Raw genomic sequence first — 22,851 nt, 5'->3', positions numbered from 1 at the left:
ATAAATGCTACCTTTTAAAAAAATACTTGTATTAATAAATTATAATATTAATTCAGAAACTGTAATAAAAAAAATAGCAGCATTTGCAGATAATCCTGCTTTAGAGCTGCATTTTGTATTCGTTATTCCTTATTTAAACTGGAAAAGTATTTTAGGGTTTAAACAAGACAGTAATAAGCAGCTTAAGAATAAACGAATGTTACAAAAAAAAATAGAGGCAGACATTGTTTTAAATGAATTACAAACAGTAGTTTTTAAAACAATTCCGGAAGTAGCCGTTTATACAAGCGTTCTTATAGATGGGTCCATTAATACAGCCTTAGTACATTACATACATGAGAACCAAATTGATTTGGTTTTATCTATTCGACAAAGCTTAAAAAATTTGTATTATTCAGCCGGTATTAACCATAATTACATTGTTCAAAATGCTAACTGCCCTATTTTAAGCGTAAATGGCGGCTTTGTGCAGCAAAATATAAAATCAATTCTTATACCTGTTTATTCTTTTTTGCCTGATAAGAAAATTGAATTAGCCACTGCCTTTGCTCGGCAATACAATGCTCAAATTTATATAATAACTATTTTAAACGATAATGAAGAACAATCGAAAGTTATTGCAGATGTTTTTTATCTTACATATAAGCGGTTGAAAGATGAAGGGTTTAATCCACATTATAAAATGCTATCAGGCGCTAGCGCTCCAGATATTTTAGTTCAGTATGCACAACAAATTAATGCCGATATGATTTTAATTAACCCCGAAAAAAACAAAAACCAAAATAGTTTTATAAAACGTTCATTGAACAATTTCTTAAGTCCTGTTTCTCCATTACAGGTGTTAATGATGCAATCGAACATTTAAGAAATAGGTTTAAATTGTTTTCTGTATTGCGAAGGGGTAACCTGCTTCACTTTTTTAAATTGCTTACTAAAATGTGCCCAGCTATTATAGCCACTATTGTAACAAATATCTATGATGTTATCATTGCTTGCTTGGAGTAATTTACATGCATGACCAATTCTTAATTCCTGCAAAAAATCAAAATAACTTTTTTTGATATTCTTTTTAAAAAATCTACAAAACGTTGGTATACTCATTTCGGCAAGGGCTGCAATTTCTTCTAAAGTTATATGCTTTAAATAGTTTTTTAAGGAATATTCAAATACCTTTTCAATAACAGAATTTTCTTTGCTTGAAGATGTTAAAGAAAAATTTGCCGTAATTACTGAAATTTCTTTTGAAGTGCTAATGGAATGTAAGCTTTGTAATAATTGTGTAATACTATTAAAGCCACTTAGCTTTTCCAGCATAATTAAATCCTTGGCAATTTTTGTACGTAAATTTTTTTGTAATTGTATGCCATTGTTTGTACTGGTAAGTAATTGATGAATACTTTTTATTTCCGGCAAAGCTAAAAATGTTTCTCCCCAAAACTGTTTGGTAAAATGAACTACTATAGCACTTCCAATCATTTTATGATGCGCTTTTCTAAACCAATGTGGTAAGTTACCTGATAAGAAAAAAATATCTCCGGTATTATAATTGCCTACATAATCTCCAATCAAAGCTGTTCCAGTGCCTTCTGTAATTAAAATTAATTCATATTCTTCATGCATGTGCCAATTCGTTTCAAAATTCGGTGTTCTGTAAGTTCTGCAGGCAAAGGAACTATCTTGTTCAATATGAATTTTTTGAATTAGTGGTTGCATAGTTTATAAAATAACCTCTATTTTATCAGAAAAATTTTCTAAAACTACAAATAAATGATAAGATAGCATATTTCTTTTTAAAAATAGCAGTTGTTTGCATTCTGTACTAACAACTATTTTTGATGAATTCTAATTGCATTTATTGTAGGCCATTTGAAAATAGATAAAGTATGTATGTTTTAGGGATTGACCTGGGTACTTCATCGGTTAAGGTATCTGTAGTAGAACTGTCTACTGCAAAAACAATTGTAACAGTTCAGTATCCTGAATCTGAACGCAATATCATAAGTTTACAACCCGGATGGGCAGAACAAAATCCGGAGCAGTGGTGGAGCGATGTACAACAAGCTATAATAAAAGCAAACGCTACTCGGCTTTATAATCCCAAACACATTCAAGCTATTGGTATTGCTTACCAAATGCATGGGTTGGTTTTAATAGATAATCAATATCAACCATTACGTAGTAGTATTATTTGGTGTGATAGTAGGGCAGTGCCTTATGGTGATGCTGCATTGAATGCGTTGGGTAATGAATTTTGCTTATCGCATTTATTAAACTCACCCGGCAATTTTACTGCTGCCAAATTAGCCTGGGTAAAAGATAATGAACCCCATATTTTCAATCAAATTCATCAGGTATTGTTACCTGGCGATTTTATTGCATTGAAATTTACCGGCAATACCACAACAACTGAATCTGCTTTGTCAGAAGGCATATTTTGGGATTTTAAAGAAAAGCAAATTAGTAATGAATTACTGCAATATTTCAATTTTAGTAAACAATTCTTTCCAAACATCCATCCTGTTTTTTCTATACATGGAGAACTGTTAACAGGTATTGCAGAAAATTTAGGCTTAAAGCCCGGCATTCCGGTAACCTATAAAGCAGGCGATCAGCCTAATAATGCCCTATCATTAAATGTTTCTGAACCGGGTGAATTTGCTGCTACCGCCGGTACATCAGGGGTAATATATGGAGTTAGTGAACAATTGATTTACGACCAACAATCACGCATTAACAGTTTTGCACATGTAAATTATCAACATCAATTACAACGCATAGGTGTGTTGTTGTGCATTAATGGAACTGGTATATTAAACAGCTGGCTTAAAAAAATAACCGGTTCAATGCATAGTTATGAAAACATGAATGAACTGGCTGAACAGGTACCTGCCGGCTCTGAAGGGCTATTTATGCTGCCTTTTGGTAATGGTGCGGAAAGAATTTTAATGAATAAAACATTGTTTGCACAAATTGCCAATATTGATTTAAACAAACATAGAGAAGCACATTTTTATCGCGCTGCTCAAGAAGGAATTGCTTTTGCATTTAAATATGGTTTAAATATTATGCAATCCATTCAACTTTCGCCTTCAGTAATTAGGGCAGGAAAAGCAAATATGTTTTTAAGCCAATTGTTTGCCGATATTTTTGTTCAGAATACGGGCGTGCCTTTGCATTTATATAACAATGATGGTAGCGCCGGCGCGGCATTAGGTGCAGCAATTGGTTTAGGGGTATTTTCTTCTATAAAAGATGCCATGAAATATCAGCAACCCATTCAGATAATTGAACCCGATAAATATAAAATGGAACATTATGCCACACTATATGAAAAGTGGGAGGTATTATTAAACGACAAATTGAATAATCATCTTTAATAATTTAAAAAGAAACGCCATGAACATTGTAACCGGAAACAAACAGTTTTTTAAAGAAGTAAGTGCAATTAAATATGAAGGCCATGAAACAGACAACCCCCTTGCATTTAGATGGTATAATGCAGAACAGGTTGTTGCAGGTAAACCAATGAAAGATTGGATGCGATTTGCATGTGCTTATTGGCATTCATTTGTTGGTAATGGTGCCGACCCATTTGGTGAGCCAACTCATTTGTATGCATGGAATACACATACAGATCCTATAGCAAGGGCTAAAGAAAAAATGGATGCTGCATTTGAGTTTATCACAAAAATGAATATCCCTTTCTATTGTTTTCATGATGTTGATGTAGTTGATTTTACCAATGACATTGCTGAAAATGAAAAGCGTTTATTCACGATTGTGGAATATGCACAACAAAAACAAAAAGATAGTGGCGTGAAATTATTATGGGGTACTGCCAATTTATTCAGTCATAGAAAATTTATGAACGGTGCTGCCACTAACCCCGACTTTTTGGTTTTAACCCATGCAGCCGCACAAGTAAAAGCGGCTATTGATGCAACAATAGCTTTAAATGGTGCTAATTATGTTTTTTGGGGTGGAAGAGAAGGTTACATGAGCTTATTAAATACTGATATGAAACGCGAAAAAGAGCATTTAGCCCGCTTTTTACATACAGCTAAAGATTATGCCAGAAGAAATGGTTTTAAAGGTAATTTCTTTGTTGAACCTAAACCATGTGAACCTACCAAACACCAATATGATTATGATAGTGAAACTGTTATTGGATTTTTAAGACAATACGATTTGTTGAATGATTTTAAATTGAATATTGAAGTAAATCATGCTACATTGGCCGGTCACACCTTTCAACATGAATTACAAGTTGCTGCAGATGCAGGTGTTTTAGGCAGTATGGATGCGAATAGAGGCGATTATCAAAATGGTTGGGATACCGATCAGTTCCCCAATAATATTAATGAAATTACGGAAGCTATGTTGGTGATTATGGAAGCCGGTGGGTTTCAGGGTGGGGGAATTAATTTTGACGCTAAGCGAAGAAGGAACTCTACCGATAACCTTGATTTGTTTTATGCCCATATTGGCGGTATGGACACTTTTGCCAGAGCTTTGGTAGTAGCCGATAAAATTTTAAATCAGTCTGAATATAAAAAGCTACGAACACAAAGGTACGCCAGCTATGATAGTGGTGAAGGTAAGCTATTTGAAGCAGGTAAATTAACGTTAGAGGATTTGCGTAATTATGCAGCAAATCATGGTGAACCTAATATTGTGAGTGGTAAACAGGAATATTTTGAGAATATCATTAACCGTTATATTTAATATTTATTGATCATCAAAATTCAAATATGCAAGGCCTTCATTTATACGATTACCTCGTTTTTTTCTGTTATTTCATTATTGTTTCGCTATATGGATATTGGGTTTACAGGCGGAAAAAGAAAGCAACCATTTCTGCTTCGCACGACTATTTTTTGGCTGAAGGCTCATTAACCTGGTGGGCTATTGGGGCATCTTTAATTGCATCCAATATTTCTGCTGAGCAATTTATTGGGATGAGCGGGAATGGTTTTAAAATGGGCCTTGCCATTTCTACCTATGAGTGGATGGCAGCCTTAACCCTATTAATTGTTGCCATATTTTTTATTCCTGTGTATTTGCGCAACAAAATTTATACTATGCCGCAGTTCTTAAATCAACGCTACAACGGGACGGTAGCAATGATTATGGCTGTGTTTTGGTTATTATTGTATGTTGTTGTAAATCTAACTTCCATTTTGTATTTAGGTGCTCTTGCTATTAACAGCATATCAGGTATCAATACTACTTTATGTATGTATTTGTTAGCAGTTTTTGCCATTTTTATCACCTTAGGTGGTATGAAGGTAATTGGCTTTACCGATGTAATTCAAGTGTTTTTCTTAATACTAGGTGGATTAGTTACTACTTACTTAGCATTGAATTTAGTAGCCAATAAGTTTGGAACAAATGGTATATTAAACGGCTTTCATTTAATGATGACCAATGCTAATGACCATTTCCATATGATATTAAAACGCGATAATCCTAATTACATTGATTTGCCGGGATTAACTGTTTTAATTGGCGGTATGTGGATTGTGAACTTGAATTATTGGGGTTGTAACCAATACATTACACAACGTGCATTGGGGGCTGATTTAAAAACTGCCCGAGGTGGGTTATTATTTGCTGCTTTTTTAAAATTAGTAATGCCGGTAATTGTTGTGTTGCCTGGTATTGCCGCTTTTGTACTTTATCAAAAAGGCGACTTTCAACAAGCTATGTTACAAAACGGTGAAATTAATACCGACAAAGCCTATCCTGTATTAATGAATCTGCTACCCGCCGGTTTAAAAGGGCTTGCATTTGCTGCACTTACTGCTGCAGTTGTAGCATCATTAGCTGGAAAAGCAAATAGTATTTCTACCATTTTTACCTTGGATATTTATAAAAAGAAAATTAATCCGGATGCTAATGAGCATAAAACCGTATTTGTTGGAAAAATAGTGGTTATTGTTGCAATGATATTGGCTATTATAATTGCACCATTGATGGGCATTGACAAGAAAGGAGGATTTCAATATATACAAGAGTACACCGGATTTGTTTCACCGGGTATTTTTGCCATGTTTATTCTAGGTTTCTTTTGGAAAAAAACAACATCGAGCGCAGCTTTATTCGCTACTATTGGGGGTTTTTTACTATCTATTATTTTTAAATTTTTACCCTTTGTCATGAACTTATCCTTTTTAGCGCCCTTTGGTTTTTCTATTCCGAATGAATCTGGCATTTATGAAATTCCATTTTTAGATAGGATGGGATTTATATTTATTATCTGTATTGTTGGTATGGTAGTCATTAGTATTATTGAGAACAGAAGAGGCGTAATTCCGAAAGGTTTAGAAGTTGAAAAGTCAATGTTTAAATTAAATCCTGCATTTTTGGTGGGTACACTAATTGTGTGTGGTATTTTAGCTGCGTTATATACCGTGTTTTGGTAATTTTTTTTAAATAATAATCTCTTTAAATGCCTTCAAAAATTAAATACTAATTGAAGGCATTTATTATTTCCATTGCCCATTGATAAGCAATATTCAACTGTTCTTCTCTATTTAAGTTTGTATTGTCTAACAACTTTGCATCTTCTGCTTTACGTAGTGGGCTTTCTGTACGATTGGTATCAATATAATCGCGCATTTCTAAATTGGCTTTTACATCTTCTATTGTAATATTTTGGTTTGAAGCATACAATTCTTTAAATCTTCTTTCAACTCTAACAGTAGTGTCGGCAGTAACAAAAATTTTTAGTTCTGCATTTGGAAATACCGTAGTGCCAATATCTCTTCCATCCATTACAATACCTTTGTTAAGGCCTATTTGTTGCTGTTGTGCAACTGCGAACCTTCTTACTTCGGCAATGGCTGCTACTTCACTCACTTTTGCATTAACAGCCATACTTCTTATTTCTTTATCTACATTTATGCCATTAAGTAGAATGTGATTGTCGGCTGTTTCTTTGTTGAACTCGAATGATAATTGTATATTCTTTAGTGCTTTTTCAACTTCTGTTAATTTATTCGTATTTACTTTATGTTCAATAAAATAATAGGCGATAGCACGATACATTGCCCCACTATCAAGAAACAAATAATGTAACTTTTTTGCAAGAGCTTTTGCTAACGTACTTTTACCGCACGATGAGTAGCCATCAATTGCTATGATTATTTTTTCCATTGCGTTTTATGAACAAATGCAACTATTGCTGATACAACTTTAACCAGTTTTTTATTTTTTGTTCAAGTTCTGCACTAACCGGAACAACAGGTAAACGTAATTTATTTTCAATTAATGTTAGTTGATGCATAAAAGATTTTACACCTGCAGGATTATTTTCTGCAAACATTAAATCAAAAGCTTGTAGCAATTGGTATTGAATGGGGCGGGCCAATTGATAGCTTCCGCCTAAGCAAAAACGTATCATGGTTGAAAACTCTTTCGGAAATGCATTTGCAGCTACACTAATTACACCATCCATACCTAATGCAATGAGTGGTAAACTAATTGCATCATCACCGCTTACTACTAAAAAGTTGGCGGGTTTATCGCGTAATATTTCCATACATTGTTGAAAGTCGCCGCTGGCTTCTTTAATGCCTGCAATGTTGGGTACTTCGTGTGCTAATCTAAGTGTAGTGGCAGAGGATAAATTTCTGCCGGTACGTCCGGGTACGTTGTATAAAAGTACAGGCTTCGGTGCAGCCTCCGCAATGGCCTTATAATGTTCATACAAGCCTTGTTGCGAGGGTTTGTTATAGTAAGGAGCAGTACTTAGTATTGCGGTAGCTTTGTCAAGCGGATATGATTTTACATCATCAATTACTGCTTGTGTATTATTGCCGCCAATACCCACAACAACCGGTACGCGGTTATTTACTTTTTCGTAAGTAAAATGAATAATTTCTAATTTTTCATTTTTTGTTAAAGTAGGTGTTTCGCCCGTTGTACCTAAAGTAACAATATATTCAACACTGCCTTTAATCAGGTGTTCAATTACACGTTCTAAAGCAGCATAGTCAACTGCATTTGTTTTTGTGAAAGGTGTTATAATGGCAACACCTGTTCCTTTTAAAATACCTGTTAAATTATTCATTGTTTCTGCCTAATATGGTTATTAAAATCTGTTGCTATGCGTTGCTTCAGTACAAGTGTGCGACGCAAGGGACGATGATTATTGTTCTTGCGTTGACTCAACAGGTAATTCATCCCAAAATCCCATTTTGTTGAATTTTTCAATGCGTTGTTGAACACGAACTTCAGGGTCCATATTTTTTATTTGTGCTAATGCATTGGTAATGGAAGTTTTGAGTAATGTTGCTGCTTCATTATAATCCCAATGTGCACCGCCAATTGGTTCGGGTACAATTTCATCTACCAACCCAAAGCCTTTCATGTCGGTGGCTGTAAGGCGTAATTGTTCTGCAGCTACTTCTTTTTTATCCCAACTGCGCCATAAAATTGAGCTGCAACTTTCGGGAGAGATTACAGTGTACCAAGTGTTTTCCATCATTAAAATTCTATCACCTACTCCTATGCCTAATGCGCCACCACTGGCTCCTTCACCAATAATGACACAGATTACCGGTACTTGCAAGCGTGTCATTTCATAAATATTTCTGGCAATGGCTTCGCCTTGTCCGCGTTCTTCGGCTTCTAAGCCGGGATATGCACCTGGGGTATCTATGAAAGTAATGACGGGTTTATTAAATTTTTCTGCCAGTTTCATTAAGCGTAAAGCTTTTCTATATCCTTCGGGATTTGCCATTCCAAAGTTGCGCTCTTGACGCATCTTTGTATTAATACCTTTTTGATGGCCAATTATCATTATTGTTTCGCCGTTTAATTGAGCAAAACCACCGACCATTGCTTTGTCATCACGAAAATTTCTATCGCCATGTAATTCAACATAATTGGTAAATATTTTTTCAATGTATTTATTGGTATAGGGCCTGTCGGGATGACGACTTAATTGCACTCTTTGCCAAGGTGTTAGTGAGGCGGTAATTTCTCTGCGTTTTTCGATAATAGCATTCTCTAATTTTTGAATGCTATCACTCATATCTATTTTACTTTTTTCAGCAGTTTGTTTTAATTTTTCAATTTCTTCGTACAATGTTTTAATAGGTTGTTCGAAGTCGAGGAATTGTCTGTTTGGGTATTGTGGCATAATTTAAAAGTATGATTGAGACGGTAAAATTAGGGTTTGTAATTTTTTTTAGAAAAGATTTGTTTTGAAAATATCATTCCCCTTATCTTTGCCGTCCCGAAAACGAGATTGGTAACGGGAAAATGGGTTGGATGAGTTGAAAAAAAATCTCGTTATCAAAATAGATACTAATTTTTGACATAAAGATTTTGGATCGGTAGTTCAGTTGGTTAGAATGCCGCCCTGTCACGGCGGAGGTCGCGGGTTCGAGTCCCGTCCGGTCCGCAAAAAGCCAGGCAAAAATGCTTGGCTTTTTTTTTACAATAATTGTTATACTGTTGAATGGCGCGCTGTCATCTAGCCTAAGGCGATACTGGTTCGAGTCCCGTCCGGTCATGTAGCAAGTACGAGATTTTGCCCAAATTGCACAAAATTAGAATGTGAAATACTTATGTGATTTATATATTATGTGTACATCATAGAAAGCCTGCAAGGTGGGGATTGGTATAAAGGTTTTACTGAACACTATGAAAAGCGTTTCATTCAACACGATAATGGAAAAAGTACATTTACAAGTACCAAGAGACCCTGAAAATTAATTTTTGTACAAACTTTTACAAGCAAGCAATTAGCCTTGCAACAAGAAACGAAATTAAAACGCTGTAACAGAAAATATTTACAGTGGTTAATTCATCAACCTATAAACTTGTTATTGGATATTTGGATTTAAAATCAAACTTCATCTATTTGCAAAGAACATTTTGCCGAAATGGGAATATGCGTAAAAGAAAATTTTTGTAGTGTAAAAAAAAAGAAAATAAGAAAGACGAGAACCCTCTCATCATTTTACTAACTAACTGCTACTTTTGATGGTTGGTTGAATCTTTTTTCTGTTGGGCTTTTTCCATGTTCTTTTTTGAAATTTCTTCCAACACTTTTTCCTTTCTGTTTCCCTTATCATCTAAAATAGGGGCGGGTAAATCGGTTTGGGTTTTATCGAAAATTACATTTTGAAATGGGTTGTTTACATATACCCAATAGCCGTTAACCCATCTAAAACCTTCATAGTCGCCATAGGGAATAAGATTGTAAGGATTTTTTTCGGAAGGTGATTCACTGACAACCCGGCTAAAAATAATGGCTTGGTATCTTGGATCATAATTCATGCGTACACCGGCATCTTTTTTATACTCAATACAAAAACGATAAGCGGGTTGTGGAGGTTTTATACCATCGGCAGGATATTTAAAATAATTACCCCCAAATTCAGGATAATCCTCATCATTGAAAGTTAAAACTTCTATCCATTTTTTTTCGCTTCTGGCATTGTTTTCATCTAACCCCAACAAAGTGTAATATTTTTTATTTTTATAAGTGGTTAAAATAATTTTATAATAAATAGCGCCAATCCAATTATTGGGGGTACGAATTGAATCGGTAGGCGCTTTGGTAAATTCCGATGCATCAAAAAGAGGGTAAAGCTTTAAACTGCCATCTGAGGTTCGCATTTGTATGGCCCCTCGTTGTCTGTAATAAGTAAAATCTTTCATTACCTGCCAAGAGAAAATTCTAAAGCTACTGTCAGGGGCATATAATTTTGAAATATTTTGAACGGAATCGAAAGGGTAATAAAATGAGTAAGGGGTTTTTAAAGCCTTTACAAAATTGCGAATAAAGGCACTATCAGCTTGGAAACGTTCTATCCAATCATTAGCAAATACAATATCATGTGCATCTTTTTGAAGTATTGGCTCTATTTTTTGAATTGCTTGAACACTGCTGGCAGGAATAGGCTGTGTAAAAGCGTAGAACGAGCAAAAACATAAAAGTGTACTGAAAAGTAATCGCATATTGAAAATATTGCACTAAGATACGAAACAGCAAAAAGGATACCCCGATTGCTTAATGGAATGATGAGAAATTTAGGCTTTTGTTAATGCCTTGGCCGTATCAATTAAATCGTTGAAACGTGCATCAATTAAAGGGTGGGGGAATGGTGTTTCGGGGTTGGTAGTGGCTACAAAAATAGAATACATGCCGGCATTTTTTCCAAAAGCCATATCGCTTAATTTATTACCAATCATAATGCTTTTAGAAAAGTTGATATCCGGAAAATCATTTTTTGCTTGAAAGGCCATGCCGGGCTGCGGTTTTCGGTTGGGTGAATCATCGGCTAAATCGGGGCAAAAGTAAATTTTGTTAATGCTACCACCATTTTCCTCAATAATTTTCAGCATGTTATTATGAATGGTATTTAATCCTGTAACTGTTAATAATCCTTTGCCAATGCATTTTTGATTGGTTACAATTACAATTTTCCCAAATGCAGCATTCAGCATGTGTAATGCTTCCAACACACCCGGTAAAAATTCAAATTCATTCCAATTCAAAATATATTCCTCTTTTTTTTCAACATTAATTACGCCGTCTCTGTCTAAAAATAAAGTCCAGCTTTTGTCAATTACAGGTAAATTACTCATGTACAATTTTTTATTATTTACTTCAATTCTATTTGTGCTTTGGCATAATCCTCCGGAATGCCAATATCTATAAAGTAGGCATCTTGCACAAAGCCAAACAATTCATGGTTATTGGTATGCTTTTCAAGAAATTCTTTTTCAAATGAAAATTTTTCAAGGAAACTCAATTGCAAGAATTTGGGTATATGCAACATATACACCCCGCCGTTTATGTATCCTTGGGGTGTAAAGTTTTTTTCATGAAAAGCAATTACTTCATTTTGCGGATTAATGTTTACTGCGCCATATCTGCTAAAGTTTTGCATGGGTTTTAAGCAAATACTGCAAGTTGCATGGGTTTGTAAATGAAATTCATGAAATGCACGGTAATTTATTTTGTACAAGGTATCACCGTTGGTAATTAGCACATTATCAGTGCTTGCTTTGGTACAAGCGAATTGAATGGCACCGCCGGTACCTAAAGGCTCATTTTCTATAACAATTTCAAAACTATTTTCCGATAAATTTTCATGAATAAATTGTGTAATGTATTCATGCTTATAACCTAATGAAAATATAAATTTTTCTATTCCCTGGTTTTGCAAATGGTGAATTACAAATGAAAGGAATGGCTTACCATTGATTGGTGCCATGCATTTGGGTAAATGGGGTACAGTTTGTTGTAGCCTTGTACCTAAACCGCCTGCAAGAATAATGGCTTCGGTCATTACAGTTGTTGGTATTTAATGGTTGAAGAACAATAATTTTTATCCGAATACATTTTCTTCAACTAACTCGCAAATAATATGTCCCAACATAATATGACTTTCTTGAATGCGTGGTGTATCAGTTGAAGGTACATTTAAAAGAATATCGCTGCAATCTTTCATTTTACCACCGCTACTACCCGTAAATCCAATCGTAATCATTCCGTTTTGGTGTGCTGCTTCAAAAGCCTTTAAAATGTTGGGTGAATTTCCCGAAGTACTTAATCCCACCAACACATCGCCTTTTACTCCTGTTCCCTCAATAATACGGGCATAAATAACATCATAGCTATAGTCATTTGCAACAGCAGTTAAATAAGATGTGTTACAATGTAACGCTTCTGACGGTAATGCCTTTCTGTTTTTATAAAATCGCCCTGAAAATTCTGCTGCCAAATGTTGTGCATCTGCTGCGCTTCCACCATTTCCGCAAAACAGCACTTTGTTTCCTTTTTTAAATGCATCGGTAATTACTTCAACTGCATTTTGTAACTGTTGTAATAATTGTTCGTTTTGTAAAATTTGTTGTTTAACCTGAATGGAGGCATTAATAATTGCTAAAAATCTGTTTTGCATAATACGTTTATTTTATTGAACTGACCAGGTAGTTAGTCCATGATGAGTAAATTGATACGATTTAACTACTCCCCCAAAATTATTTAATACATCAATAACTTTAAAACGGGTATTATTTGGGCAGTAAAATGTCATAAATCCACCACCGCCGGCACCACTAATTTTTCCGCCGGTTGCGCCGGCTAATTTAGCCGATTCGTAAATGTCATCAATAAATGAATTGGAAATGTTGTGCGCCATTTTACGTTTTTCCTGAAAACCAAAATCAAGAATTTCACCTATTTCATGTAAGCGCCCTTTCAGTAAGGCTTCTTTCATCATTTTAGATTGTTCTTTTAATTGGTGCATGGCTTCAATGCTTTTTTCATTTTTGGCATGAACATTTTTTTGCTGTTCTTTTATAATATCGGCCGATTCTCTACTGGTTTGTGTATAATACAATACCAGGTTATGTTCCAGCTCGTTTAAATATTCCTGTTTAATGCGCAATGGGTTTACAATTACTTTATCTTCTGCATAAAATTCCATGAAGTTTACCCCCCCAAATGTTGCAGCATATTGATCTTGCTTACCACCGGCTAATTTTAAATCGTTTCTTTCAATATCATAAGCATAATGAGCTATATCATAATCGCCCAGTGGCAATTTCAGCATTTCAGCAAATGCACCAATAATGGCTACTACTAAAGTAGAAGAGGTGCCTAAACCACTTCCGGCAGGAACATCTACAAAGGTTGATAGTTTAAAGCCGGTGAGTGGTAATCCATAATCTTTTTGTATGCGATTATAAACACCTTTTGCTAAATCTAATTGCCCGTTAATGGGAAGTTCGTTTGTCCATTCAAAACGTTGTTCTTCTTTTCTGTCAATGGCTTCAATGATAATACCGTTTTCCTGAATGGGTTCAATAGATGCATAAGCATATAAGGAAATAGTAGCATTTAATATGGCACCACCAAATTCGTCGCTATAAGGACTAACATCGGTTCCGCCACCGGCAAGGCCTAAACGTAATGGTGTTTTGCTTCTGTAAATCATAAATAATAAAAAATAATATTTATATTTCAGCAATTTGTGTAATTGCTTTAGTTAAATTTTGCCAGCTATATTTCTTTTTCTCTTCACGAAGATGCGGTAAAAAGAAATCTTCACCCAATTTATACAATTCACAAATACCTTCTGCAATGGCTTTTGCATTGGGTTCTGTAATAATTCCCACTTTTAAATGAGGAACCAAATCGGGCAAACCGCCCACATTGGTCACTAACATCGGTTTCTCAAAGTGATAGGCTAATGGTGTTACACCACTTTGTGTGGCATTTTTATAGGGCTGTATTACAAAATCGGCAGCACTGAGGTAATATTTTACTTCACTATCGGGAATAAAATCGGTTTTTAAATAAAGTTGCGATTGTAATGATAATTCTTGAATAATATTGTCATATTTGGTTCTGTCTTCATAAAATTCACCTGCAATCAATAGTTTAATGCCTGCCTGCTGAATGATTGATTCATGCATGGCTTGCAAAAGCATGTCTAATCCTTTATAAGCTCTTATAAAACCGAAAAACAAAATTATTTTCTCATTGCTTGGAAGATGTAAGTGACTTCTTGCCTCACTTTTTGGAATTACTTCGCCAAAATTGTCATAAAGGGGATGGACAATTTTAGTGGCAGGTTTTTTTGTAAATAATTTCAAATCTTGTAACACTTTGTCGCTCATGGTTACAAAACCATCAACCGATTTTGTGAAATAACGCGTAAATAGTTTATCGCCCGGTCGTTTTTCGTGGGGAATAACATTATCGGCAATACAAACAATTTTGGTATGTTTATTTGAATGAACAACGCGTAGAATAGTTCCAAGGCAAGGTCCCATAAAGGGTAACCAGTAGCGTACCACCAATAAATCAGGTTTTAGTTTCTTAAGTTGCAAACCAACTTTTAACCAGTTGAATGGATTAACAGAATTAATGCATACTTTTATATTTAAATCGCTAGGTTGGGGCTCGGTAGAATATTGTGTGGTGCCCGGAAACAAAAATGAAGGGTATTGCAATGAAAATGTATAAAGGGTAGTAATATAACCTTCACTTTGAAATTCACGTGCAAGTCGTTCGTTAAATGAGGCCAGTCCGCCGCGTAAAGGATGTGCCGGGCCAATAATAACCACAGATGCAGGCATACTCATTACAAATGTATTTTTTCCTCTATTAGATAAACATTTCTTTCCGAAGCATTACGAGCAATTAATTCACCAATAAATCCGGCTAAAAATAGTTGCATTCCAATAATCATGGAAGTTAGAGCAATGTAAAAGATTGGGCGATTGGTTAAAGAAAAATCTGTTTCTATAATCTTGGCTATTACTAAGTAAATGCTACTCACTAAACCAATGAAGAAAAATAGGGTACCCCATAATCCAAAAAAATGCATAGGCTTTTTCCCAAAGCGACTTACAAAACTTATGGTAGCTAAATCTAAAAAGCCATTAATAAAACGTTCCCAACCAAATTTTGAAACACCATATTTTCGGGGTTGATGTGCCACAACTTTTTCGGTAATTTTTCTAAACCCCGCCCATTTAGCAATTACCGGAATATATCGGTGCATTTCACCATATACTTCAATACTTTTTATCACTTTTTTTCTGTAGGCTTTTAACCCACAATTAAAATCGTGTAAGGGAATACCACTGCTCCAGCGTGCAGCAGCATTAAAAATTTTTGAAGGAATATTTTTAGTGAGTTTGTTGTCATACCTTTTTTTCTTCCAACCGCTTACCAAATCAAAACCTTCCTCCATAATCATTTTGTTTAAGGAAGGTATCTCATCGGGCGAATCTTGCAAATCTGCATCCATTGTAATAATTACATTGCCTTTGGCAGCTTTAAAACCTTCATTCAATGCAGCACTTTTGCCATAATTCCGTTGAAATTTAATGCCTTTAATGTTGGAATTATTGGCTGCAAGCTGTTCAATAATTTCCCAACTGTTATCAGTACTGCCATCATCAATTAAAATAATTTCATATGTAAAATGATTGGCATTTACCACCCTTTCAATCCATTGGCAAAGTTCGGGCAGTGATTCCGCTTCATTTAATAAGGGTATTACTATTGATATATCCATTGTTATTTATTCAGAAGTAGTTGGTTTAAATTTTTTGGGGGCTGAAACAGCAGCCAATAAGGCTCCTGCGCCACCGGCTAATAAATATAAAATTAAAATTCCTGCTAATTGTGTGTTAATATAAATTTGTTTGGCTTTATCAATATTGGTTGTAAAACTTTCCATTTTTTCACCATGTTGCAATGCCTCTTGCTTTAACGCTTCAATTTGATTGGTAACATAACCGGGGAAAAAATAATGCATTGCCAAAAAATTGTACACAAAAAATATAACGGTGGCAACTGCTACAGTTTTAAACCCATGACTTAATGTGGTAGAAAAAGGTTCATACCCTTTTGTTTGTGCGTTAAATATCCATGTGCTAATAAAAGAAGCAACAATGAATACGGTTAAAATAACAAAGCCATACCAAGGCAATAATATTTGTTTACTAATATGTCCAATTAGGTTAATTGCTATTATGATTGCTGCAATAATTAAGCCTTTTCGAATATGTGATGTATAACTAACTTCCATAGTGCTATGATTCATTCAAGAAAACTTTGTCTTTATTAATAATGCCGTAAATCTTGCCTGTTAATGGTTTATTTAGAAATGGAGTGTTGGCAGATTTACTTTTATTGTTTTGTAACGAAAAACTGAATGTTTCAGCATTGTTATATAACGTCAGTTCAGCCGTATTTCCGGGCATAATGGCCGCATTGGGTAAATTAAAAATGTTTCGTATGTTGTTGCCTAACCAGTTGGTTTTAATATGTTCAGGTGTATCTTTAAAAATACTGTTAATAATGCTATAAGCAGTTTGCAAGCCAATCATACCCGGTTGTGCATATTCAAATTCGCAAACCTTTTTATCAACTTCAACAGGGGTATGGTGTGTAGTAATCCCATCAATTACGCCATTTAGTAATCCTTCCCGTAGGGCAAGCATATCCGATTTAGTACGTAACGGAGGGGTTAATTTTAAATTCGTATCGTAGTTTTTCAAGTCTTCATCACAAAACCAAAGATGTTGTGGCGTTACGGAGCAACTTACTTTTAATCCTTTTTGTTTGGCTTCTTTAATTAGTTGTACGGAAGCTGCAGTAGTAATGCCGGTAAAATGTATGGCAGAACCGGTATATTCAACTAAATGAATATCTCTTGCTATCATTAAAGTTTCTGATACGGCCGGTTTACCGGGCAAACCCATTTGGGTTGATACTACACCTTCATTCATCAATCCATGCGGGGTGATGGTGGTATCTTCCGGAATTTGGATAATTATACCATTGAAAGCTTTCATGTATTGAAGGGCTTTTACCATTAAGGCAGATGATTGCAAGGGCATTAATCCATCGGTAAATGCCAATGCGCCGGCATGATGCATTTCATACATTTCTGCCAGCTCTTTTCCTTCAATATTTTTACTAATGGCACCCAATGCATGTACAATTGTAGCATATTGGTTAGATGTATTAGTAATGTATTCTATTTGCGCTTTATTTTGAATAATGGGTTTTGTATTGGGTAATGTAGCAACGCGAGTAAACCCACCTGACGCTGCTGCCTTTGCACCCGATGCAATAGTTTCCTTGTACTCAAAACCCGGGTCACAAAAATGTACAAAAGGATCAACCCACCCTTGTGATACATATGCATTTGTTACATGAATAATTTGATCTGCATCAATGTTTAATTGAGGCTGAATAGTAGTTATTTGACCGTTTTCAATTAAAATATCCTGAGTGGTACCATTGAATTCACTATTGACATCTGCTATTGTCACTTGTTTCAAAAGAATTTTCATGACTTGCTAATAAAATTTTGTGCAATATAGCCTGAAAAATTCTTTTGTTCTTATATTTGCCGCCCCTTAGGGAAATAAACCCTTATAGGTTCGGGTGGTGGCGCAGCCCGGTAGCGCACTTGCATGGGGTGCAAGGGGTCGCTGGTTCGAATCCAGTCCACCCGACATTATTACTCAAAAAGCAATCTTGAATAAGATTGCTTTTTCTTTTTAAAGTGTAGCAAAAGCTATAATTGTAGATATTATCGAAATCTAAATTCCCAATCAGTTATGAGCAGCGAAAAATAAAATAGCTGCAAATCCATTCCTAATATTGATTAACAATATGGCACTTCAAAAAAAATGATAAATTACAGTGAATTCCTAAACAAAATTTCTCCTCTAAACGCTTTTTATGCTTGTGCTGGGTTCATCTATAACCGCTTCTTGTTTACGCTTACTGGTTATTGGGTTTTGCTGCTACCATTTTATTGCGTGTACTTCGCATTCATCTAATTATACTACCTGGCAGGTATATGGTGGCAATAAAGAAAACAACCATTATGTAGCGCTTGCTCAAATTGATACTTCAAATGTTGCCTCACTGCAACCTGCCTGGATATATCATTGCGGTGATGCAGGTGCATCTACTCAAATACAAGTAAATCCAATTATTGTTGATAGTATTCTATATGGTGTTTCGCCGCAACTAAAATTATTTGCATTGAATGCCGCAAATGGCCGGCAAAAATGGGTATTTAATCCTTTATTGGATACCCTAGGTAAAGTGAAAGGTTACTTTTCCATGAATGTATGTAGGGGTGTAACTTACTATTCCGATGGAAATAATGATAAACGGATTTTTTATTCCGCCAGTTCACAATTGTATTGTGTTAATGCAACAAATGGCCAACTTATTACATCATTTGGTACTAATGGTAGTATTGATTTACATAATGATTTAGGTCCCCGTTCTCAAAATTTATATGTAGCGTCCACTACACCGGGTATTATTTATAAAAACTTAATTATAATAGGTACACGAGTTGCCGAAGAAATGCCGGCAGCTTCCGGTGATGTACGTGCTTACGATGTACATACCGGCCAATTACAATGGGTTTTTCATACTATTCCTCATCCCGGTGAACCCGGTTTTAATACCTGGCATGATTCCACTGCTTATTTACACGTTGGCGGAGCAAACGCATGGGCCGGATTTAGTATGGACGAAAAACGAGGTATTGTTTATGTGCCCACCGGTTCAGCTGTTTACGATTTTTTTGGTGGGTTACGTTTGGGCAATAATTTGTTTGCCAATAGCCTCATAGCATTAAATGCCAATAATGGAAAAGTTATTTGGCATTATCAAACCATACATCACGATGTGTGGGACAGAGATTTGCCAACGGCACCTGCTTTGCTTACACTTAATATCAATGGTAAAAAAATTGATGCCGTGGCTCAAACCACTAAAACGGGCTTTGTTTTCTTGTTCAATCGGTTAAATGGTGCACCTGTATTTCCCATTCAAGAGCAACCGGTTCCCGTTAATACTGAATTAAAGGGCGAGGTGCTTTCACCAACACAGCCTATACCTACTTTGCCAATTACATTTGCCGGGCAGCAATTAACTTCTAATAATCTTAACAATTTAGTGCCCGATTCATCCTATAATGATATTGCAACAAGGCTATCCCGTTATGCGCATCATCATCTTTTTTCACCGCCCTCTACTCAAGGAACCATTATTTTTCCCGGATTTGATGGTGGTGCAGAATGGGGTGGTCCTGCTGTTGATCCTACAACAGGTATTTTATACGTTAATGCCAATGAAGTTCCTTGGGTATTAACCATGCTACCTGTTAACCATGCTGCAACTACTGCTGAAAATATGTTACAGGCAGGGATACGTTTATATAAAACACATTGTATGAGTTGTCACGGAACAAATTTACAAGGCAGCAGTAATTATCCATCTTTACAACAAGCCAATCAAAAGTATAATGAGGTATCCTTTGAAAAGTTAGTTACTTCGGGAAGAAGAATGATGCCTGCTTTTACACAATTAACTGCTGAAGAAAAAAAGGCTTTGGCTTCTTATATGTTGAATTTAAAATTGCTGCAAGCAAATAAGTTTATAAAGCCTAAACAACAGCTAACCAAATGGGATAGTATTCCTTACACCTCAACCGGATATAATAAATTTTTAACCAAAGAGGGGTATCCTGCTGTAGCACCACCTTGGGGTACACTAACTGCTATTCAATTAAATAGTGGAAAAATATTATGGAAAGATACGTTGGGCGATTATCCCGAATGGAAAGCAAAGGGCATACATACCGGTACAGAAAATTATGGTGGTCCTGTGGTAACGGAGGGTGGCTTGCTTTTTATTGCTGCTACCAGCGATGCTAAAATTCGCGCCTTTAATAAACGCACCGGTGTTTTATTGTGGGAAGCTGATTTGCCTGCATGCGGATTTGCTACGCCTGCCGTGTATGTTGTAAACAGTAAGCAATATGTTGTTATAGCTTGCGGTGGTGGTAAATTAAATAAAACATCCGGTGATAGTTATGTGGCATTTGCTTTACCTGATAAAAAATAATTTTTGTAGTCAGCTTTTGTTCTTTTTGCAACTATAGTTGCGTCGCACACTTGTACTGCATCAACAATGGCAACAAAGTAGTACACTTAACTTTAACTGCATTATTGAAATCCCAATTCAACTGCTTTTTGTTTCATTTTTTGAGTAAGCATGTTCAATATTTCATCCGATAAACGATATCGTGTATAAGTATCTATATCACCCGATTCAATTTTTTCTAAACGTTGGTACCAGTCGCCGGGATTTACCATATCACCCAGTTTACGAGGCACTACATGCATGTGTAAATGGGCTACGGATTGCCCTGCTACTTCGCGTTCTTGAATAGCCCAGTTAAATGCATCTGTTTGAAACACTTTACATAATAATAGAGCTGTGTTTTTTCCCAATAACATAAATTCCGCTAACTCTTCATTGGTTAGTTCAAATAAACTTTCTTTGTGTAGCTTGGGAATTACTAAAGAATGGCCCGGTAAAATAGGTGAAATATTATATAAAACAGCAAAATTTTCCGATTCTAAGTAATAATCATTTTTCGTTTTTGCGCAAAAGGGACAACTCAACATATTCTATAAAAAATATCATTTAAGTGTATTAACAATTAAATTATTTGTTGATGAATTTTTCTAAAATAGTCCGTACATTATCATACGAATTGTACAGGTATTTTTCAATTTCATTTTTTGAAATCCAACGAATCCATTCAATTTGTTCTTTTAATTCAGGCATAACATCTAAATGTGTGCTTGTCTTCATTTCAAACCAATGAATTTCTTTAATGGCTTCTTGATGCAATACATTGTCGAAATATTCATAATGCGTTACACCGGCACTTCTAATTATTTCCAATGTTTTTAAACCTGTTTCTTCTTTTACTTCGCGCAAAGCACATTGTTCATAAGTTTCATTGGGTTGTAAATGTCCTTTGGGTAAATCCCATTTACCATAGCGTTGTATCATTAGTAATTCATCATCTTCACCTCAAACAATTCCTCCGGCTGCATAAACAGTTTGTATCATAAATAAAGTTTAATTGGTAAGCAAATCCATCTTTTAAAGGTAGGGCATTTCAAAAAAAACGGCAATTGTTTTTATAACATTTATTCATTCATTTTTGGGTTGCATTAAATGGGGCAACCCGGTTTGTTTAAATATATTCAACCCCAATCGTTGCTCTGAAATTCCGGGTTTGCATACATAATCAAATTTTAGTGTATCATTATCCTGATGTGTTTCAAAATAGTTAAACAAAATGCCTTGGTTATCGGCAAGCTTCTCATATATTTCGGTTAAATGAGTGGCAATAATAAAAAATGATTGATGCCATTTTAAAGCCAGTTCAGTAAAAAGCAAAGTGCAATCAAGTGCATCTTTAATGTTCGTTCCTTTAAATGGTTCATCAATAACACAGAGCACCGCCTTGTTTTCTTGTAAGCATTCGGCCAATAATTTTATGCGATTAATTTCAGCTTGAAAATAACTTTCGCCTTTACTAATGCTATCTGTAATGCCAATGAATGTGAAAATGTTTTGTAAAACGCCAATTTGTGCACTTTCTGCCGGTATGCCCATACCTATATGAGCTAGCAAAACTGCTTGTGCATTAGCCTTTAAATACGTTGTTTTGCCAGCCATGTTAGGGCCTGTAACAAACATAATGTGTTGTTTGGTTAATGTAACATCATTTACAACTGCATTTTTGAGCATTATGTGTCTTAGTCCTTTTATTGATAAAACAGGCTCGTTCACTATTTCAGGAAAATGTAAATGGTGTTGTACACATGCATAAGCCATTGCCATAATGGCATCGGTTTCATAAATCCATTCTAAAATATTTTTAATGGTAGTGTAGGATGGTTTTCTTAATAGGCTGTCAACATAAAGGGTATTAAATGCTTTCTTGTTTTCCAAAGCATGAAGGTTTGGCAATAAAATTTTATCATTCAAGTCTTGTATAGATTGCGCTATGGCATTGGTATCTTGCTCAAGTAAAAAATGATGTTGTTGTAATAGTTGTTGTAATCGCTTTAGCAAATCAAATAACGAAAGTATGTTACTGTTTAAATAATGAAAATAGTCCGGATGTTGCCATCGAAAAAATTTCGCAGTTAATTGGTCTAAAAAATTGTTTTCTAACTCTACAATTTGAATGTTCGATTGTAAATATAATTCTGCAGCAACAATATCTCTTTCATGTATTAACGAGCGCCATGCTTCTACAACGGGCATGCATTTTTGTATGCGTTGTTGTTCGGTTTTTATTTGGTTAGCAGTAAGAAAAGGTTGCGTTAATTTCTTTTTTAGAATGTCTTCACCGCCCTGTGAAATAGTGTAGTTTATTTGTTGGAAAAGGCTATGCCCATCTGCCGATTCCAATATTTCTAAATCTATGAGCGTTTGTGCATCCATGTTTTTTC

At 35.2% G+C, this 22,851-nt stretch carries 21 protein-coding genes, 2 tRNA genes and 1 pseudogene; 8 read left to right on the top strand and 16 right to left on the bottom strand.

Features of this window, described 5'->3' with window-relative positions:
• Positions 1 to 4: 4 nt before the first annotated feature.
• Positions 5 to 865, top strand: a complete 861-nt coding sequence (locus tag ACP5P5_RS01985; protein ID WP_428284437.1) for a universal stress protein — start codon at positions 5 to 7, stop codon at positions 863 to 865.
• On the opposite strand, the gene ACP5P5_RS01980 is transcribed toward ACP5P5_RS01985, so the two are convergent.
• Positions 862 to 1,713, bottom strand: coding sequence for an AraC family transcriptional regulator (locus ACP5P5_RS01980; RefSeq protein ID WP_428284436.1), 852 nt, complete (start codon positions 1,711 to 1,713; stop codon positions 862 to 864). The genes ACP5P5_RS01985 and ACP5P5_RS01980 overlap by 4 nt on opposite strands.
• Before the next feature lie 170 nt (positions 1,714 to 1,883).
• Between ACP5P5_RS01980 and ACP5P5_RS01975 the strand changes: the two genes are divergently transcribed.
• Genes ACP5P5_RS01975 through ACP5P5_RS01965 form a run of 3 tightly spaced genes read left to right on the top strand, consistent with a single transcriptional unit; the run spans position 1,884 to position 6,425 of the window.
• Complete coding sequence (locus ACP5P5_RS01975; RefSeq protein WP_428284435.1) at positions 1,884 to 3,377, top strand: xylulokinase; 1,494 nt, start codon at positions 1,884 to 1,886, stop codon at positions 3,375 to 3,377.
• Positions 3,378 to 3,396: 19 nt separating this feature from the next.
• Complete coding sequence (xylA, locus tag ACP5P5_RS01970) at positions 3,397 to 4,725, top strand: xylose isomerase (protein WP_428284434.1); 1,329 nt, start codon at positions 3,397 to 3,399, stop codon at positions 4,723 to 4,725.
• A 26-nt stretch (positions 4,726 to 4,751) separates the two neighbouring features.
• The gene (locus ACP5P5_RS01965; RefSeq protein WP_428284433.1) at positions 4,752 to 6,425 is read left to right on the top strand and encodes a sodium/sugar symporter; all 1,674 of its coding nucleotides are present in this window, start codon (positions 4,752 to 4,754) and stop codon (positions 6,423 to 6,425) included.
• Positions 6,426 to 6,471: 46 nt separating this feature from the next.
• On the opposite strand, the gene cmk is transcribed toward ACP5P5_RS01965, so the two are convergent.
• From cmk to ACP5P5_RS01950, 3 genes are all read right to left on the bottom strand, one after another.
• Positions 6,472 to 7,158, bottom strand: coding sequence for a (d)CMP kinase (cmk, locus tag ACP5P5_RS01960; protein ID WP_428284432.1), 687 nt, complete (start codon positions 7,156 to 7,158; stop codon positions 6,472 to 6,474).
• Positions 7,159 to 7,180: 22 nt separating this feature from the next.
• Positions 7,181 to 8,074 carry a 4-hydroxy-tetrahydrodipicolinate synthase gene (gene dapA, locus ACP5P5_RS01955; RefSeq protein ID WP_428284431.1) on the bottom strand — a complete coding sequence of 298 codons (894 nt, stop codon included), beginning with the start codon at positions 8,072 to 8,074 and terminating at the stop codon, positions 7,181 to 7,183.
• A 78-nt stretch (positions 8,075 to 8,152) separates the two neighbouring features.
• The gene (locus ACP5P5_RS01950) at positions 8,153 to 9,148 is read right to left on the bottom strand and encodes an acetyl-CoA carboxylase carboxyltransferase subunit alpha (protein ID WP_428284430.1); all 996 of its coding nucleotides are present in this window, start codon (positions 9,146 to 9,148) and stop codon (positions 8,153 to 8,155) included.
• A gap of 190 nt (positions 9,149 to 9,338) precedes the next feature.
• On the opposite strand from ACP5P5_RS01950, the gene ACP5P5_RS01945 reads away from it, so the two are divergent.
• Together ACP5P5_RS01945 and ACP5P5_RS01940 are read left to right on the top strand one after the other, a co-directional pair.
• A tRNA-Asp gene (locus ACP5P5_RS01945) sits at positions 9,339 to 9,412 on the top strand.
• Positions 9,413 to 9,596: 184 nt separating this feature from the next.
• The gene (locus ACP5P5_RS01940; protein WP_428284429.1) at positions 9,597 to 9,719 is read left to right on the top strand and encodes a hypothetical protein; all 123 of its coding nucleotides are present in this window, start codon (positions 9,597 to 9,599) and stop codon (positions 9,717 to 9,719) included.
• A 268-nt stretch (positions 9,720 to 9,987) separates the two neighbouring features.
• Here ACP5P5_RS01940 and ACP5P5_RS01935 read toward each other — a convergent pair whose 3' ends face one another.
• From ACP5P5_RS01935 to ACP5P5_RS01895, 9 genes are all read right to left on the bottom strand, one after another.
• Positions 9,988 to 10,977, bottom strand: coding sequence for a hypothetical protein (locus tag ACP5P5_RS01935; RefSeq protein ID WP_428284428.1), 990 nt, complete (start codon positions 10,975 to 10,977; stop codon positions 9,988 to 9,990).
• A gap of 72 nt (positions 10,978 to 11,049) precedes the next feature.
• Positions 11,050 to 11,607 (bottom strand): D-glycero-alpha-D-manno-heptose-1,7-bisphosphate 7-phosphatase, encoded by a 558-nt coding sequence (locus tag ACP5P5_RS01930; RefSeq protein WP_428284427.1) that lies wholly within the window; start codon positions 11,605 to 11,607, stop codon positions 11,050 to 11,052.
• A gap of 17 nt (positions 11,608 to 11,624) precedes the next feature.
• Positions 11,625 to 12,314: a nucleotidyltransferase family protein gene (locus ACP5P5_RS01925; RefSeq protein ID WP_428284426.1), complete on the bottom strand. Its 690-nt coding sequence runs from the start codon at positions 12,312 to 12,314 to the stop codon at positions 11,625 to 11,627.
• 39 nt (positions 12,315 to 12,353) lie between these two features.
• Positions 12,354 to 12,929, bottom strand: coding sequence for a D-sedoheptulose 7-phosphate isomerase (gmhA, locus tag ACP5P5_RS01920; protein WP_428284425.1), 576 nt, complete (start codon positions 12,927 to 12,929; stop codon positions 12,354 to 12,356).
• A 12-nt stretch (positions 12,930 to 12,941) separates the two neighbouring features.
• The gene (locus ACP5P5_RS01915) at positions 12,942 to 13,967 is read right to left on the bottom strand and encodes a dehydrogenase (protein ID WP_428284424.1); all 1,026 of its coding nucleotides are present in this window, start codon (positions 13,965 to 13,967) and stop codon (positions 12,942 to 12,944) included.
• A 19-nt stretch (positions 13,968 to 13,986) separates the two neighbouring features.
• On the bottom strand, positions 13,987 to 15,120 hold the full coding sequence (locus ACP5P5_RS01910; protein WP_428284423.1) for a glycosyltransferase: 1,134 nt from the start codon (positions 15,118 to 15,120) through the stop codon (positions 13,987 to 13,989).
• Positions 15,120 to 16,061 (bottom strand): glycosyltransferase, encoded by a 942-nt coding sequence (locus ACP5P5_RS01905; RefSeq protein ID WP_428284422.1) that lies wholly within the window; start codon positions 16,059 to 16,061, stop codon positions 15,120 to 15,122. Before ACP5P5_RS01905 ends, ACP5P5_RS01910 begins: the two co-directional genes overlap by 1 nt.
• 6 nt (positions 16,062 to 16,067) lie before the next feature.
• Positions 16,068 to 16,592, bottom strand: a complete 525-nt coding sequence (locus ACP5P5_RS01900; RefSeq protein WP_428284421.1) for a DUF4199 domain-containing protein — start codon at positions 16,590 to 16,592, stop codon at positions 16,068 to 16,070.
• Entirely contained in the window at positions 16,582 to 17,850 is a 1,269-nt protein-coding gene (locus tag ACP5P5_RS01895) for a dihydroorotase (protein WP_428284420.1), read from the bottom strand. The genes ACP5P5_RS01900 and ACP5P5_RS01895 overlap by 11 nt, the downstream gene beginning before the upstream one ends.
• Positions 17,851 to 17,941: 91 nt before the next feature.
• On the opposite strand from ACP5P5_RS01895, the gene ACP5P5_RS01890 reads away from it, so the two are divergent.
• Both ACP5P5_RS01890 and ACP5P5_RS01885 read left to right on the top strand, forming a co-directional pair.
• A tRNA-Pro gene (locus ACP5P5_RS01890) sits at positions 17,942 to 18,015 on the top strand.
• Between the two features lie 229 nt (positions 18,016 to 18,244).
• The gene (locus ACP5P5_RS01885) at positions 18,245 to 20,434 is read left to right on the top strand and encodes a PQQ-binding-like beta-propeller repeat protein (RefSeq protein ID WP_428284419.1); all 2,190 of its coding nucleotides are present in this window, start codon (positions 18,245 to 18,247) and stop codon (positions 20,432 to 20,434) included.
• Between the two features lie 101 nt (positions 20,435 to 20,535).
• On the opposite strand, the gene ACP5P5_RS01880 is transcribed toward ACP5P5_RS01885, so the two are convergent.
• From ACP5P5_RS01880 to ACP5P5_RS01870, 3 genes and pseudogenes are all read right to left on the bottom strand, one after another.
• A complete protein-coding gene (locus ACP5P5_RS01880) occupies positions 20,536 to 21,000 on the bottom strand; it encodes an HIT family protein (RefSeq protein WP_428284418.1) in 465 nt (154 codons plus the stop codon).
• Between the two features lie 40 nt (positions 21,001 to 21,040).
• A pseudogene (locus ACP5P5_RS01875) lies at positions 21,041 to 21,400 on the bottom strand (NUDIX hydrolase); the annotation flags it as partial.
• 138 nt (positions 21,401 to 21,538) lie between these two features.
• Positions 21,539 to 22,843: a MutS-related protein gene (locus ACP5P5_RS01870; protein ID WP_428284417.1), complete on the bottom strand. Its 1,305-nt coding sequence runs from the start codon at positions 22,841 to 22,843 to the stop codon at positions 21,539 to 21,541.
• Between the last annotated feature and the right edge of the window lie 8 nt (positions 22,844 to 22,851).

Source organism: Hydrotalea sp. (assembly GCF_049968455.1).
Lineage (GTDB): Bacteria > Bacteroidota > Bacteroidia > Chitinophagales > Chitinophagaceae > Hydrotalea.
Note: the sequence above shows the minus strand (reverse complement) of the source record. Positions and strands in the feature narration are given on the sequence as shown.

Coding starts and splice junctions, on each gene's coding strand:
- ACP5P5_RS01950 (WP_428284430.1), bottom strand. CDS start 9,148: ATGCCACAATACCCAAACAGACAATTCCTCGACTTCGAACAACCTATT.
- gmhA (WP_428284425.1), bottom strand. CDS start 12,929: ATGCAAAACAGATTTTTAGCAATTATTAATGCCTCCATTCAGGTTAAA.
- xylA (WP_428284434.1), top strand. CDS start 3,397: ATGAACATTGTAACCGGAAACAAACAGTTTTTTAAAGAAGTAAGTGCA.
- ACP5P5_RS01885 (WP_428284419.1), top strand. CDS start 18,245: ATGCTTGTGCTGGGTTCATCTATAACCGCTTCTTGTTTACGCTTACTG.
- ACP5P5_RS01965 (WP_428284433.1), top strand. CDS start 4,752: ATGCAAGGCCTTCATTTATACGATTACCTCGTTTTTTTCTGTTATTTC.
- ACP5P5_RS01910 (WP_428284423.1), bottom strand. CDS start 15,120: ATGAGTATGCCTGCATCTGTGGTTATTATTGGCCCGGCACATCCTTTA.
- ACP5P5_RS01985 (WP_428284437.1), top strand. CDS start 5: ATGCTACCTTTTAAAAAAATACTTGTATTAATAAATTATAATATTAAT.
- ACP5P5_RS01915 (WP_428284424.1), bottom strand. CDS start 13,967: ATGATTTACAGAAGCAAAACACCATTACGTTTAGGCCTTGCCGGTGGC.
- ACP5P5_RS01870 (WP_428284417.1), bottom strand. CDS start 22,843: ATGGATGCACAAACGCTCATAGATTTAGAAATATTGGAATCGGCAGAT.
- ACP5P5_RS01980 (WP_428284436.1), bottom strand. CDS start 1,713: ATGCAACCACTAATTCAAAAAATTCATATTGAACAAGATAGTTCCTTT.
- ACP5P5_RS01925 (WP_428284426.1), bottom strand. CDS start 12,314: ATGACCGAAGCCATTATTCTTGCAGGCGGTTTAGGTACAAGGCTACAA.
- ACP5P5_RS01880 (WP_428284418.1), bottom strand. CDS start 21,000: ATGTTGAGTTGTCCCTTTTGCGCAAAAACGAAAAATGATTATTACTTA.
- ACP5P5_RS01935 (WP_428284428.1), bottom strand. CDS start 10,977: ATGCGATTACTTTTCAGTACACTTTTATGTTTTTGCTCGTTCTACGCT.
- ACP5P5_RS01895 (WP_428284420.1), bottom strand. CDS start 17,850: ATGAAAATTCTTTTGAAACAAGTGACAATAGCAGATGTCAATAGTGAA.
- ACP5P5_RS01900 (WP_428284421.1), bottom strand. CDS start 16,592: ATGAATCATAGCACTATGGAAGTTAGTTATACATCACATATTCGAAAA.
- dapA (WP_428284431.1), bottom strand. CDS start 8,074: ATGAATAATTTAACAGGTATTTTAAAAGGAACAGGTGTTGCCATTATA.
- cmk (WP_428284432.1), bottom strand. CDS start 7,158: ATGGAAAAAATAATCATAGCAATTGATGGCTACTCATCGTGCGGTAAA.
- ACP5P5_RS01905 (WP_428284422.1), bottom strand. CDS start 16,061: ATGGATATATCAATAGTAATACCCTTATTAAATGAAGCGGAATCACTG.
- ACP5P5_RS01975 (WP_428284435.1), top strand. CDS start 1,884: ATGTATGTTTTAGGGATTGACCTGGGTACTTCATCGGTTAAGGTATCT.
- ACP5P5_RS01930 (WP_428284427.1), bottom strand. CDS start 11,607: ATGAGTAATTTACCTGTAATTGACAAAAGCTGGACTTTATTTTTAGAC.